Source organism: Nitrospirota bacterium, from assembly GCA_016235245.1.
Taxonomy (GTDB): Bacteria; Nitrospirota; Thermodesulfovibrionia; order Thermodesulfovibrionales; family UBA6898; genus UBA6898.
Map to the genome: position 1 here is coordinate 1 of JACRLO010000035.1, position 13,494 is coordinate 13,494.

The 13,494-nt window shown below is 52.2% G+C and carries 13 protein-coding genes; 8 read left to right on the forward strand and 5 right to left on the reverse strand.

The window, feature by feature from the left end; all coding sequences use genetic code 11:
• Both HZB31_14050 and HZB31_14055 read right to left on the reverse strand, forming a co-directional pair.
• On the reverse strand, positions 1-440 hold a 440-nt coding region (locus tag HZB31_14050; protein ID MBI5849044.1), incomplete at its 3' end, for a DUF2207 domain-containing protein.
• 3 nt (positions 441-443) lie between these two features.
• A complete protein-coding gene (locus HZB31_14055) occupies positions 444-914 on the reverse strand; it encodes a DUF4149 domain-containing protein (GenBank protein MBI5849045.1) in 471 nt (156 codons plus the stop codon).
• A gap of 113 nt (positions 915-1,027) precedes the next feature.
• Here HZB31_14055 and HZB31_14060 point away from each other — a divergent pair, with 113 nt between their 5' ends.
• On the forward strand, positions 1,028-2,389 hold the full coding sequence (locus tag HZB31_14060) for a DEAD/DEAH box helicase (protein MBI5849046.1): 1,362 nt from the start codon (positions 1,028-1,030) through the stop codon (positions 2,387-2,389).
• Positions 2,390-2,508: 119 nt separating this feature from the next.
• Positions 2,509-2,895 carry a DsrE family protein gene (locus HZB31_14065; GenBank protein MBI5849047.1) on the forward strand — a complete coding sequence of 129 codons (387 nt, stop codon included), beginning with the start codon at positions 2,509-2,511 and terminating at the stop codon, positions 2,893-2,895.
• Between the two features lie 66 nt (positions 2,896-2,961).
• Here the strand turns inward: HZB31_14065 and HZB31_14070 are convergent, their stop codons facing one another.
• Positions 2,962-3,189 carry an ammonium transporter gene (locus tag HZB31_14070; GenBank protein MBI5849048.1) on the reverse strand — a complete coding sequence of 76 codons (228 nt, stop codon included), beginning with the start codon at positions 3,187-3,189 and terminating at the stop codon, positions 2,962-2,964.
• A 129-nt stretch (positions 3,190-3,318) separates the two neighbouring features.
• Between HZB31_14070 and HZB31_14075 the strand changes: the two genes are divergently transcribed.
• From HZB31_14075 to HZB31_14095, 5 genes are all read left to right on the forward strand, one after another.
• On the forward strand, positions 3,319-4,044 hold the full coding sequence (locus HZB31_14075; protein MBI5849049.1) for a DUF1499 domain-containing protein: 726 nt from the start codon (positions 3,319-3,321) through the stop codon (positions 4,042-4,044).
• A gap of 2 nt (positions 4,045-4,046) precedes the next feature.
• Entirely contained in the window at positions 4,047-4,715 is a 669-nt protein-coding gene (locus HZB31_14080) for a glycerophosphodiester phosphodiesterase (GenBank protein ID MBI5849050.1), read from the forward strand.
• 175 nt (positions 4,716-4,890) lie between these two features.
• Positions 4,891-6,912 carry a UvrD-helicase domain-containing protein gene (locus tag HZB31_14085; protein MBI5849051.1) on the forward strand — a complete coding sequence of 674 codons (2,022 nt, stop codon included), beginning with the start codon at positions 4,891-4,893 and terminating at the stop codon, positions 6,910-6,912.
• A 9-nt stretch (positions 6,913-6,921) separates the two neighbouring features.
• Positions 6,922-9,189 carry an RNA-binding transcriptional accessory protein gene (locus HZB31_14090; protein ID MBI5849052.1) on the forward strand — a complete coding sequence of 756 codons (2,268 nt, stop codon included), beginning with the start codon at positions 6,922-6,924 and terminating at the stop codon, positions 9,187-9,189.
• A gap of 34 nt (positions 9,190-9,223) precedes the next feature.
• On the forward strand, positions 9,224-9,877 hold the full coding sequence (locus HZB31_14095) for a YceH family protein (GenBank protein MBI5849053.1): 654 nt from the start codon (positions 9,224-9,226) through the stop codon (positions 9,875-9,877).
• Here the strand turns inward: HZB31_14095 and HZB31_14100 are convergent.
• Complete coding sequence (locus HZB31_14100; GenBank protein ID MBI5849054.1) at positions 9,866-10,537, reverse strand: response regulator; 672 nt, start codon at positions 10,535-10,537, stop codon at positions 9,866-9,868. The genes HZB31_14095 and HZB31_14100 overlap by 12 nt on opposite strands.
• A gap of 126 nt (positions 10,538-10,663) precedes the next feature.
• On the opposite strand from HZB31_14100, the gene HZB31_14105 reads away from it, so the two are divergent.
• Complete coding sequence (locus HZB31_14105) at positions 10,664-12,181, forward strand: radical SAM protein (protein ID MBI5849055.1); 1,518 nt, start codon at positions 10,664-10,666, stop codon at positions 12,179-12,181.
• A gap of 63 nt (positions 12,182-12,244) precedes the next feature.
• Here HZB31_14105 and HZB31_14110 read toward each other — a convergent pair whose 3' ends face one another.
• A complete protein-coding gene (locus tag HZB31_14110; protein MBI5849056.1) occupies positions 12,245-13,471 on the reverse strand; it encodes an ankyrin repeat domain-containing protein in 1,227 nt (408 codons plus the stop codon).
• Positions 13,472-13,494 lie beyond the last annotated feature (23 nt).

Below are 13,494 nucleotides of genomic sequence, written 5' to 3' on the forward strand. Positions count from 1 at the left end.
TCATTGCCCGTCACATTCCAGTACAGCTCATCATACTCGTTAAAGAATCCGAGCTGGTGGTCAGTGGTATATGTCAGTTCATACTCATATATGCCGGGGGCAAGGGTTACGTTATCGCTGCCGATGTAGGTCCTGATCCCATTCTCATAATCCTTCGTGGCATACGGCTCCGGCTTTCCGCCCCTCTTGACGCCGACCATACGGAACCCCACTTTTCTGATCTTGCCTGAGGCCTCTTCATATTTTTGCGGGAAATCCCTGTAGATGCCGTGTTTGATCTTGATCGCTTCACTGCGGATGACAATGGTCTCGGTAACCGTCAGATGTGCATCCTCATGCACCGTGATATCGCTATGAAAGCTGAGGATCCGCTCGTCTGCCTGCGCAACGGGAACAAGCAGACAGAAGAGGAAAAGCAGGGCCAGCAGGCGGGTCTTCATGCCTTATTTATCGAGGCGAAGGCTGATGACCAGCAATACAATGCCGTCAGCCAGCATGAGGAGATTAAGGATTGCGCTCTGGCCATGCAGGGTCCGGAACTTTTTTCTGAGCTGATCATCAGGAGAGGTCTTTTCAAAAGAGGCGATCTCCTGTTTGACTCTTTTAATCTCCGGATGCAGTCTGACACTCACATACAGCGACAGTATGACAGCCGCGGTCAAAAGGAAAAGAGACAGGTTGTAACCGGGAACCGCCCTGTCCTGAACAGAGAGCAGAAAAAGTACAAGGGACAGGACAGCGACAATTATGGAAAAAAGGAAATACGAGGGGAAGAGCTTCCCCACGATATCGCCGGCCATATCCTTGCCATAGGATTTGAAGATCACCGGCGTGACAACAAAGGTGAAGAGAAAAATGCCGCCGACCCAGAGAGAAAGTATGAGGGTATAGAGATGGGTTAGTATCGTTTTCATGGAGACATTATAGCCTAAACTCTATCGGTAATGAAGACGCAGGACCGGCACAGCAGCCTGTACCGTTAAACAGACCTGTATTTCGAGCCAAATATCAGGTAGAGTATAGGAGTATGCGTTTTGACGAACTGAACATCCATCCAAAGGTCCTCGAAGGAATACAGGCTGCGGGATTTTCAACATGTACGCCTGTCCAGGCCTTGACCCTGCCGGAAGCCCTGAAAGGGCGGGATATTGCGGCTCAGGCGCAGACCGGCACCGGCAAGACTGCCGCATTTCTGATCTCGGTATTTTCAAGGATGCTTACCATGCCTGCTCCGGGCCAGGGACCTTCGCCGCGGGCGCTGGTTATTGCGCCTACCCGCGAACTGGTCGTTCAGATTGAGGCAGAGGCAAAACTGTTGGGCGGCTTTACAGGATTTACGATCGTCTCTGCCTACGGCGGCATTGACTATCTGAAGCAGAGAGATGACATCGCCAGAGGGGTTGATATGCTGATCGGCACACCAGGCCGGCTCATCGACTACCTGAAGCAGAAGGTCTATAGTCTGAGAAAAACCCAGTTCCTTGTTATTGACGAGGCTGACCGCATGTTCGACATGGGTTTTATCGCTGACCTCCGCTTCATGCTCAGGAGAATGGCGCCCTACAACGAGCGGCAGTCCATGCTCTTTTCAGCAACCCTTTCAAACCGCGTCATGGAGCTCTGCTATGAACATATGAACAACCCCGAGCGGTTTTCCGTAACGCCCGAACAGATGACGGTCGATATTATCGAGCAGGAACTGTATCACGTGAGCAAGGAAGAGAAGTTCGGCCTTCTTCTGGGACTTCTGAAGCGGGAGCCGGGCGGCCACTATATTATCTTCTGCAACATGAAGTCCACCGCAGACAGGCTGAAGACGCTGCTGAACGCCAATGAGTATCCTGCGGCAGCCATCACCGGAGACCTTCCGCAGGACAAGCGGATCAAGGTGCTGAACCGCTTCAAAAGCGGAGATCTCGCGATTCTGATTGCAACTGACGTTGCCAGCAGAGGCCTGCATGTCGATGGCATCACCCATGTGATCAACTATGACCTTCCCCAGGATTCAGAGGATTATGTCCACCGCATCGGCAGGACAGCACGGGCGGGTGCAGGCGGCAAGGCGATCAGCCTGGCCTGCGAAAGCTACGTGCTTTCGCTCCACGACATAGAAGAATATATAAAGAAAAAGATACCGACTCTGCCCGTAACCGATGAGTTGATCGTTACCGATTATAAAAGAGTATCGTTGCATCAGCCTCAATCGCGAAAAGGGCCTCCTTCTCGCGGGAAAAGACCTTCAGATAAAGGGACAAAAAAATATACGTCCGGATCTGGCAGCAGGAGCACTGGCTCCTCAGGATCAGAAAGCCGCCGCAGACCTGACAGCCAAAAGCGGGCCGGGAAAAAACCTGCGTCTCATGCCAAGCCTGAGCCATCCGGCAGATAGCAGCGATTCAAACACGCAGTTTTCGAACGCTTATTCGTGAAGCAGGGCCAGTTGACAATGATGGTTCATTTCATATAATATCTAAACATTGCAACTATCAAATGCACGAGGAGGCATCCATGTCAGACAAGAAATTCGTTTTTACCCTGTCGCACACAACTACCAACCCTATTGAAGTCCTTGGCATTATGAAAATCGCTTCGAACATCAAGGCCTTTTCGGACGAGTCAGAGATCGCTATTTTTCTTATCGGAGAAGGAGTTCAGTTGGCAAAAAAAGGTGTTATTGAGAATATCTCGATGGAGTTTGAGGGCAAGCAGGTCAATTTCGGCGAAATGCTCGAACTACTGGTCGATTTCGGCGTCAAGTTCTACGTCTGCCATGCCTTTATGCCTGGTTATGGTCTCACCCCGGAAAACATGATTCAAGGGGCAGAGATCAAGTCCAGCTCATATCTTGGAGAACTGCTTCTTCAGGGATACATACCCTTCTCACTCAGCATATAGGCTTTCATTTCGAAAAAAAAAGGCTCCCATGGAAACATGAGGAGCCTTTTTTTTGACTGCAGGAGATTATACAGAGTCGATATCGTCGTACAGCGATGATTCTGTCGAATAGTAAGGGACTTTTTCCGAAGAGATATATTCATAGACACCGGCGGCAACCGAACCCGCAACCATGCCTGCTGTTGCCCCCAATAGACTGCCCTTTGCAGGATGCTTCCGGTCAGACAGCATGCCCATCGCTGTCCCTGCTGCAGTCGCAATTCCAAGCCATATGAGATATCGTGTTTTATTCATCCTCTCCTCTTCAAAAAGCAGTATAGAATACCACGAACGCCTGCATTCGGACAAAGGATATAGACAACATCTGCGCGATACTCCTTCCAGTGATATAATGAACTCATCATGACACCACAGCACGGAAACATGCTCTCCATTGCCTGGCTCTGCGCTGCCCTGGCGGCCATCCTTGCAGTTGTCGCGATAACCGCCGGGTTCGGCACACGGATAGGCTGGTGGGGATATAGGACAGGGCTTTCGCTCCTGAAATGGTCAGCCTGCGCTGAGCTTGCAATTGCAGCCTTCTCACTCGCAGGCAGTATCCTTGCCGCTTTCCGGGGTGGCAGCAGCGGACTTCCTCTGTATCTCCTTGCGTTCGTCATCAGCATTGCTTCGGTCATTGTTCCGTTTCGCATGTATCTTATTTCCCGCAGCGTGCCGGCGATCCATGACATCACTACGGACACGGAAAATCCTCCGCAATTCAATAGAGTCCTCGGCTTGCGAAAGGGCGCACTGAACCCGGCCGAATATGGAGGCCCTGAAATTGCACAACAGCAGAAAAAGGCATATCCGGACATTGCACCCCTGACGCTTGAAGTCCCTCCGGAGAAGGCCTTTGACCGAGCGCTTATCGAAGCAGGGAAGCAGAGATGGCAAGTTGTGAATGCTGACAAAGGCAATGGTCTGATCGAAGCCACGGATACGACATTCTGGTTCGGGTTCAGGGACGATATTGTAATCCGTATCACCCCTGAGGGAAACGGCAGCCGCGTCGATCTTCGCTCATTGTCTCGCGTCGGCAGGAGTGATGTTGGAGCGAATGCAGGCAGGATACGCAGATATCTGAATGCCCTGAAAAAAGGAGCTTAACCATGTTCCTTAAAATAGGCCACCGCGGAGCCGGTGCGTATGAGATCGAAAATACGGTTGAGAGCTTTAAGAAGGCTGTAGAGCTGGGCGCCAATGCCGTTGAACTTGATGTAAGGCAGTCAAAAGACGGGCATCTGATCCTCTCCCATGACGATAACCTCAAGAGAGTATTCGGGATTGACCTGCCCGTCCACGAAGCTTCATTGGCAGAGCTGAAAAAGACGAGCGGCAACAAAATGATCACCCTCGAAGATGCACTTCAGGCCTTGGGCAGCAAGGTCAAAAAGATCCTCGTAGAGTTGAAGGAAATCGGGCATGAAAAGAAGATCCTTGATACGATCAAGAAAGAAAAACGTAAGGGAAAGGTTATCATCGTCTCCTTCCATACCGAGGCACTCGACGCTGTACGAAAACTCGACCAGGAGATCGAGACCGGACTGATCTATACGAAATTCAGGAACCCCATAGAAGCGGCATTAAAGCTTCAGGCCCAGTATCTTGTTCCTCTTTATCGCTTCACCCATACCAGGGATATCGAAAAGGCCCATAAGAACAACCTGAAGGTGATCGTCTGGACCATCAACACAGAAGAAGAAGCACGGACATACAGAGCCAAGGGAGTTGACGGCATCGCAACCGATAAGCCTGATATCTTTCAGGGGATTTCGTGATCATGCCTGCCAGCCCGCTCTCCATGCCCTTTGTTGCCTTCCTTATTTTCACCCGGTAAAATAGATAGCACATATTTACTTCCGGCGACCTGTAGGCATTAACTATCTCTCGCCCCACGTAACAAGGATTCAGTTTAGCTGCGGAAAGAAAGTTCAGGGGAACTAAAAAGTCACTATGGATATATATAAAGAGATTGCGCGGCTCAATCCGCGGCAGGAAGAAGCGGTCATGCAGACTGACGGGCCCCTCCTTATCCTCGCCGGAGCCGGTTCAGGCAAGACCCGGGTCATCACGATGCGGACTGCCTACCTGATAAAGACCGGCATCACCAGGGCAGGCTCTGTCCTTGCCGTCACCTTCACCAACAAGGCGGCAAAAGAGATGCGTGAGCGGGTGAAATCCATGCTGAAGGGAGAGGCCGGCACGCCGGTTATTTCCACCTTTCACTCCCTCTGCCTCAGGATACTCAGGCGTGAGATCGAGCATCTCGGGTACCGGAAAGACTTCACGATCTATGATACGTCCGAACAGGTCTCGCTCCTGCGGAACATCCTGTCTGACATAAAATTCTACGATAAGACATTCAAACCGGAAAATATTCTCGAAAGAATCAGCAGGACAAAAAATGATTTTTCAGCTCCCGAGGCAACCGCATCGGACAAGCCCCTTGAAGAGGCCTCGGCCATGCTCTATCCCAGGTATCTCGATGCGCTCAAATCGCTGAATGCCCTCGATTTCGACGATCTTCTTCTGCTGACGCTGAAGCTCTTCAGAGAGCATCCTGATGTGCTTGCGCAGTATCAGAATATGTTCCGTTATATCATGGTGGACGAGTACCAGGACACAAATAAGGTGCAGTATGATTTCATTAAACTTCTTGCAGGCGAGAGAAAAAATCTCTGCGTGGTCGGCGATGACGATCAGTCCATCTATGGATGGCGGGGAGCCAACCTCGGCAATATCCTCCATTTCGAAAAGGATTTCCCCGGCACAATCATCGTGAGGCTTGAGCAGAACTACCGCTCTTTCGGCAATATCCTGACTGCGGCAAACAGCGTAATAAAGAACAATAAAAGGAGAATGGCAAAATCCCTCTGGTCTGCACGGGGAGAGGGACCGAAGGTCAATATCCTGAAGGCGCGTGACACAGAGGATGAGGCAGCATGGATCGTTGACAGGATCGCGACGATCAAACTCGAAAAAAATACCCCCTACGAGCATTTCGCCGTAATCTACCGCGCAAATATCTTTTCCCGGCCCTTTGAAGAGGCACTCAGAAAACAGCGCATACCCTATTCCGTAGTCGGCGGAACAAGCTATTTCGAAAATAAAGAGATAAAAGACCTCGCGGCGTACCTCAAGATCATCGCCAATCCTTCTGACGACTTGAGCCTGCTGCGGGCGGCAAATGCGCCGAAACGGGGTTTGGGCCCTTCTGCGCTGGGCCTGCTTTCGGAATTCAGCCGCGCCCATTCCATAAGCCTTCTCGATGCCTTTGGCAGGGCAACCGAGGCGCCCGGCCTGGGACCAAAGCCTGCGTCATCAGCCAGGGCCCTTTTCAGCCTGCTTGGGCGATACCGCGACCTGTTCAGCAAAGGCAGAGAAATGGACAAGACGCTCAAGGCCCTTATCGATGAGGTCAATTACCGCGATTATATCAGTGAACTCTACAAAACCCCTGAGGTCTCATTCAGGAAGATAGAAAATCTCGATGGTTTTGCCGAGTCTGTGCGTCACTATGAATCCGCTGAAGTATCACCTTCTATCCATGGATTTCTTGAAACCATGGCGCTCACTGACCTGATGGATGAAAAGGAAGAAAAAGGCGGCTATGGCGTTACGCTCATATCGTTCCACTCCTCCAAAGGTCTTGAGTTCCCTGTCGTATTCATTGCAGGCGCTGAAGAGGATATCCTGCCGCACAAGAAGTCTGCGGACACTGAGGGAGGCCTGGAAGAAGAACGAAGGCTTTTCTATGTAGGGATAACACGGGCAATGCACGAACTGTATATCACCTATACAAACCAGAGAACGAAATACGGAAAAGAAGCACCCTCAAGCCCCTCGCGCTTTCTTGACGAACTTCCTGAGGAGGTCGTTAAAAAACTCGATCGTTTCGAGAAACTTTCCCCTGAAGAGGAAGAGCTCTATGCCAGGAAGTGCTTTGCAAACATACGCGCCAAATTAGGAAAATAAAAGGAACCAATGAACGAATTGCATATATCCATAATCGCAAAAGAGCTTGGCATAACGCCTTCACAGGTAAAGGCAACAAATGCGCTGCTCGATGAAGGGGCAACAATCCCCTTTATCTCCCGGTACCGCAAGGAGGCGACCGGAAGTCTTGACGAGGTCGCTGTCGCTGCCATCAGGGACAGGCTGGAGCAGCTCAGGGAACTGGATAAACGGCGGGAGGCGATCCTGAAGTCTTTGGAAGAACGCAGCCTGCTTACCGATGAGTTAAAAGCAAAGATCGACAGCGCTGATTCCCTGACCATCCTTGAAGATATCTATCTTCCCTTCAGGCCCAAGCGCCGCACACGGGCCATGATGGCAAAGGAAAAGGGGCTGGAACCTCTTGCCGCCGCCCTGTTTGTACAGGAAGAGATGGATATCGAAACCGCGGCCTCTTTGTATCTGGATGAGGAAAAAGGCGTGGCCACTTCAGAGGAGGCCCTGGCCGGAGCGCGGGACATAATTGCCGAATGGATCAGTGAGGACCAGGAAGCGCGTCAGAAGATGCGGGAACTCTATGCCTCTGAAGGCATGCTGCGGTCAAAGGTGATGACCGGCAAAGAAGAGGAAGCAATAAAATACCGTGACTATTTTGACTGGGAAGAACCCATAGCAAAGGCCCCTTCGCACCGGATCCTTGCGATCCGCCGGGGAGAAGCTGAGGGTTTCCTGATCATGCGCATAACCCCTCCTGAAGATGAAGCGCTTAACGTTCTTGAGGCGCTCTTTCTGAAAGGGGACAATGCGGCTTCCGGGCAGGTGAAGCTTGCCCTGCATGACAGCTACAAGAGGCTGCTCACCTCTTCCATGGAAGGCGAGACCCGTCTTGCTGCCAAGAAACGGGCTGACGAAGAGGCGATTCGCGTTTTTGTCGAGAACCTGAGGCAGCTTCTGCTGTCCCCTCCTCTGGGCAGAAAAAGCGTGCTGGCCATTGATCCCGGCTTCAGAACAGGCTGCAAAGTCGTCTGTCTCGACCAGCAGGGGAAGCTTCTCCATCATGACACCATTTATCCCCACTTCTCCGATAAAGGCATTGGCGAGGCAGAAGCCAGGATCAAAGACCTCTGCAGCCGCTTTACTATTGAGGCGATAGCCATAGGCAACGGCACAGCAGGAAGAGAGACCGAAACGTTTGTCAGAAGTCTCGGTCTATCGCCCGCCATACACATTGTTATGGTGAATGAAAGTGGTGCATCGATCTATTCAGCATCAGAGGTGGCGAGAGAGGAATTCCCTGACCTTGATCTCACCGTCCGGGGATCAGTCTCGATCGGCCGTCGTCTCACCGATCCTCTTGCCGAACTGGTGAAGATCGACCCTAAATCCATTGGCGTTGGCCAATACCAGCATGATGTCGATCAGACAGCACTCAGGAAAAGCCTTGATGATGTTGTCAGCAGCTGCGTCAACGGTGTAGGGGTAGAAGTGAATACCGCAAGCAGACAGCTCCTCACCTATGTATCAGGGTTGGGGCCGCAGCTTGCAAAAGGCATTGTTGAATACCGCAATGAGCACGGCCCTTTCAGGTCGCGTGAAGAACTGAAAAAAGTTCCGCGCCTGGGTCCGAAGGCCTTTGAGCAGGCAACAGGGTTCCTCCGTATACGGGACGGTGGAAACCCTCTTGATAGCTCAGCAGTCCATCCGGAAAGCTATCATATTGTCGATGCCATGGCACAGGACATGGGCTGTTCAGTGGTTGACCTGATTAAGGACAATGGCCTCAGACAGCAAATAGACCTCCCCCGATACGTGACGGATACTGTTGGACTTCCAACGTTGAACGATATCATGTCAGAGCTTGCCAAACCGGGACGTGACCCCAGGCAGCAGTTCGAGTCGTTTGCCTTTGCCGAGGGAGTGCAGAAGATCGAGGACCTGCAGCCGGGCATGAAGCTCCCCGGCATTGTCACGAACATCGCTGCATTTGGCGTCTTTGTGGACATTGGAGTACATCAGGACGGTCTTGTGCATATCAGCGAGCTTGCAGACAGGTTCGTGAAGAACCCGGCAGACGTAGTGAAGGTCCATCAGAAGGTGACGGTTACGGTGATGGAAGTCGATCTGCAGAGAAAACGCATTTCGCTTTCGATGAAAAGTCCTCAGACAGACAAGGCGGCTGTCGCAGGGAAGAAAGACCCCGTGTCATTGCCGAAGCCTGAAATAAAGCGCGAAAAAAAGGACAGGCAGCCGGTGCAGTTTTCGAATAATCCCTTTTACGAGGCATTCAGAAAAAAATAATGCATACTATTTTAAAACAGCGACAGGAGTAGCTATGGATATTATTCTTGACGACAGAGAGATACGCATTCTTGGCTGCCTTATTGAAAAGGAGCTGACAACGCCCGAGTATTACCCCCTGTCTTTAAACAGCCTGACCAATGCGTGCAATCAGAAGTCCAACCGTAATCCAATGGTCTCCTATGACGAGGCCGTTGTACAACAGGGACTGGAGGGGCTGCAGGCAAAAGGTCTTGCGCGCAAAACGCACACTGCAGGCAGCCGTGTCGACAAATACCTGCATACCTTCCTGGACCGATTTGATCTGTCAAAGCAGGAAATGGCAGTCCTCTGCGAACTTATGCTGCGAGGTCCTCAAACCGCCGGAGAGATCCGTTCCCGCGCCGAGAGGATGTCACCCTTTGAAAGCCTTGAGGCCGCAGATGAAACCCTGCGGGGGCTGATGGAGCACGATCCTGCGCTGGTATTACATCTGCCGCGGGAGACCGGGAGAAAGGAACGGAGATTTATCCATCTTCTTTCCGGTGACAGCAGTGTTGCAGCCGACGCCGATCAGCCGGAAGCGGCTTCAGCACCTCCGATGAATACGGAACAGCGTCTCCGCATTATGGAGGAAGAGATTGAAAAGCTGACTGCCGAGTTGAAAGAGCTGAAACAGGCCTTCGCAGAGTTCAGATCACAGTTCTGATTCTTCGCCGGAAACGCGCCCGATGGCAGACATGGCCTCAGTGCTGATATCGAAAAAACTGACCCCATACCCCGTTTCATGTTCGTCAGGCAGGATACGCACGACCTCACCGGCGACAGTCAGCTGCCTGCTGCCTGCTACCGAAAAGGTGCAATGGACCGTCGCTCCCTCCGGCATTACTGCTGAGGATCTGAAGAAGAGGCCTGCGGTGCTGATATTTTCGATCATGCCCGTGAATCGTTTCCCCCGCGTCTGACATTCCAGCCTGATCTTCACAGGGACCCTGCAGGTCTTGCGTGGAGCGATATTCAGCAGGCGATGCGCCTCCTGCAGCAATACGGCAACGGAAACCGGCATGGTCACATGGGCATTGGCGTTGCTGCTTACGCAACGTTCGATTTCAGATTCCTGCGCCGCGCATACGAGAAGTATCGAAACGCTGCGCGTCCCCGCAGTATCCCGTATCTGTCTGCAGAGTGCCTCTCCGCTGAATTCGTCGTCAAGGTGCGCGATGATAAGGTCTGCACGTACGGCCCGGTGCAGGGCAAGCGCCTGGCTGTTAGAGCTCGCAGTCCGTATTCTCACATCAGACCTGCTCAGGAAGCTCTGCTCCGGGACCAGAAGAGCATAGACATCTTTCGCAACAATCACATTTTTCATGATGTATCTTTCTATAGTATATCTCATCAATGCGGCTGATTGCCCCTTTCCCCTCTCAAGGTATGCTAAACTTTCTTACTTTTTTACAGAACGCAATACCAATGACAGACCAGAGCCGACTCCATGATAATTCTTATTAATCCGCCTGTTGCAAAGCCGTGCGAGCCTCCGGCAGGCATTGCCCGCTTGTCAGGTATGCTCAACCGGCACGGCGTTGAACACACACTGTTGGATGCAAATATCGAGGGGCTTCTCTACCTCCTGGGACTACCCCTTCCCTCCGGGAACTCAGACAGTGCCTGGACAAAGAGGTCGTTCAGGAATTGCGGACAGAATATTTCTGCCCTCAGAGATCCCCGTCTTTACCAACAGCTCGACCGCTATAAAAGAGCCGTAAAGGATATCGGCAGGGTGCTCCATGAAATCAGCCCCTCAGGCATATCCGTCGGTCTGGCAGATTATGCTGATCAGGGTCTCTCTCCGGTAAAGAGTGCGGACCTTCTCATGGCAGCAGACAAGCCCAGGGCAAATCCTTTTTATCCCTATTTTTCAGCGAGACTGCGTGAGCTTTTCAGCAGGAGGAAACCCGCCATGGTCGGCATATCCCTCAATTATCTGAGTCAGGCCTTATGCACCTTTTCGATGATCGGCTTTATGCGAAGAGAATTCCCCGGATTAACGATAGTCCTGGGCGGAGGGCTTGTCACCTCGTGGATGAAGAACCTTGCCTGGCAGAACCCCTTTGCCGGTCTTGTGGATCACGTTATTGCAGGGCCGGGAGAATACCAGCTTATTGCGCTGCTGGGGAAGACCTCGGAAGAGGAGACATGGCCTCTTCCTGACTATCAATCACTTCCGCGCAATGAATATCTTTCGCCGGGCTTTATTCTGCCCTACAGCGCCTCCTCCGGCTGTTACTGGAACAGATGCGATTTCTGTCCCGAAGAGGCGGAGCAGAACCCCTACATCCTGATCCCTCCAAAACAGGTGATCAGCGATCTGAAGGAGTTGGCAGCAAGAACCAATCCGTCCCTGATTCACCTGCTCGATAACGCCATAAGTCCTGCTCTCCTTGAAGCTTTTTGCGAGGAAAAGCCGGGCGTACCCTGGTATGGCTTTGCACGCGTCGGCAGACATCTTGCTGATCCTGAATTCTGCATGGCTCTGAAACAGGCTGGCTGCGTCATGCTTAAGCTCGGCATCGAGTCTGGCGATCAGGGAGTGCTTGACGCCTTGCGCAAAGGAATAAGCCTTGAAATGACTTCGGTTGTTCTTAAAAATTTGAGGCAGGCTGGGATAGCCACCTATGTATATCTTCTCTTTGGTACGCCGGTAGAAAATGAGGCATCGGCAAGAAAGACCCTTGAATTCACGGCCCAACACAGCGACTGCATCAATTATCTGAACCTTGCGATCTTCAATATGCCGGTCTGCAGCAAGTCCTCCGCTGAGCTGAAGATGAGAAACTTCTCGGAAGGAGACCTTTCACTTTATACTGATTTTCAACATCCGCAGGGTTGGGACAGAAAAAAGGTTCGACTCTTCCTCGACAGGGAATTCAAACGGCATCCGGCCGTTGCCTCAATCCTGAAGAAGGAACTGCCGGTCTTCACCTCAAACCATGCACCGTTTTTTAGAGAATGAACTGGAAGAAAACTAGCCAACCGCTCGCCTCCAGATACAGAGGGCTCGCTAAACTGCATTTAATCAGCGGCCGGCTGCCTTTATGAGCACCGCACTCACGGCAGGGTCAGCGTGAACAAGGTCTAAGGGTGTGCGGCCGTCAGGCAGTTTTTTGCGGGCATCAGCGCCCGCATTCAGCAGAGTCAGGACTGCGTCTGCGTTTCCGCTTGCAGCCGCAAAAAAGAGCGGCGTCCAGCCGTGAGCATCTGCCGCATCGACCTTGACACCTGCCTCAAGAATACGACGGATCATTGCGGCATCGCCCCCTTCAGCCGCCTTGTGGAGGGCGTTTCTTCCGTTCATATCAGCAAGACCGGCATCGGCACCGGCGTTAAGCAGAAGCATTGCGGTTTCGGCATGGTTGCCCTGCACCGCAAGCAGTAAGGCGGTATTGTCACTCAAATTGCTCACATCAGGATTGGCTCCAGCCTTAAGCAGCGCATCCACTGCCCTATCCGCCCCCATCCGTGCAGCGACCATCAATGCCGTCGTACCCTGATCATCGCGCACATCCAGAAACACCCCGGAGCGAGCCGTCTTATTGATGCTCACCGCATCGTTCGCCCTTGCAGCTTCGAAGAGATGGCGGACTTTTTTGACCGCCACAGGGCCGAGTATCAGATGTCCTGCCGAAAAAAACCATATTAGTGCAGCAATCGTACAGAGAAAAACTGCCTGACCTATTGCAGGCGGCAGGGGCTTTACCTTTCGAGGCGCACCTGCAAGGGGGTCTCTGCCCATCACTTTTGTTACGATCATGCCCGCAATGCTGAGCACCGCGAGCACCAGCAGAACCCACGAGGAGACCTTGCGGCGGATATCAAGCGGATGGAGCAGCATAGCGTTCTTCTTTGCCTTGTTCGCCAAAAATCCGCTGATAAGTGAAAGGTCCTCCCGGTAGGGATACGGCAGTATGCTGTCGCCAAGGAGCACAAGCTGCTCAGGCACGCTCAACATTCCAAAAGCATTGCGGTATGCCGAGGAGCGCACTTCCTTCTGAGTCAGAGAGATTGCCTGCATCTTTACCTCGCGGAGGTTCCGGACCGTCCTTTTCAGCAGGGTTATATGGCCGCCAATACGCCAGGCATTCACCGCAGTGACATTGCCATTATCGTCTCTTCTGAGTGAGAGCGTCGACTCGGTGCCGAGCAGCAGCCCGGCAGCCAGCATAATGAGGATGAAGATAATGCCGATGATTCTGGCAGCTCTTCTCTGCGCTGCGCCCCTTGATTGTCTGGATTCTCCTGCCATGTTATCCCCCTGAGTTTTCATAT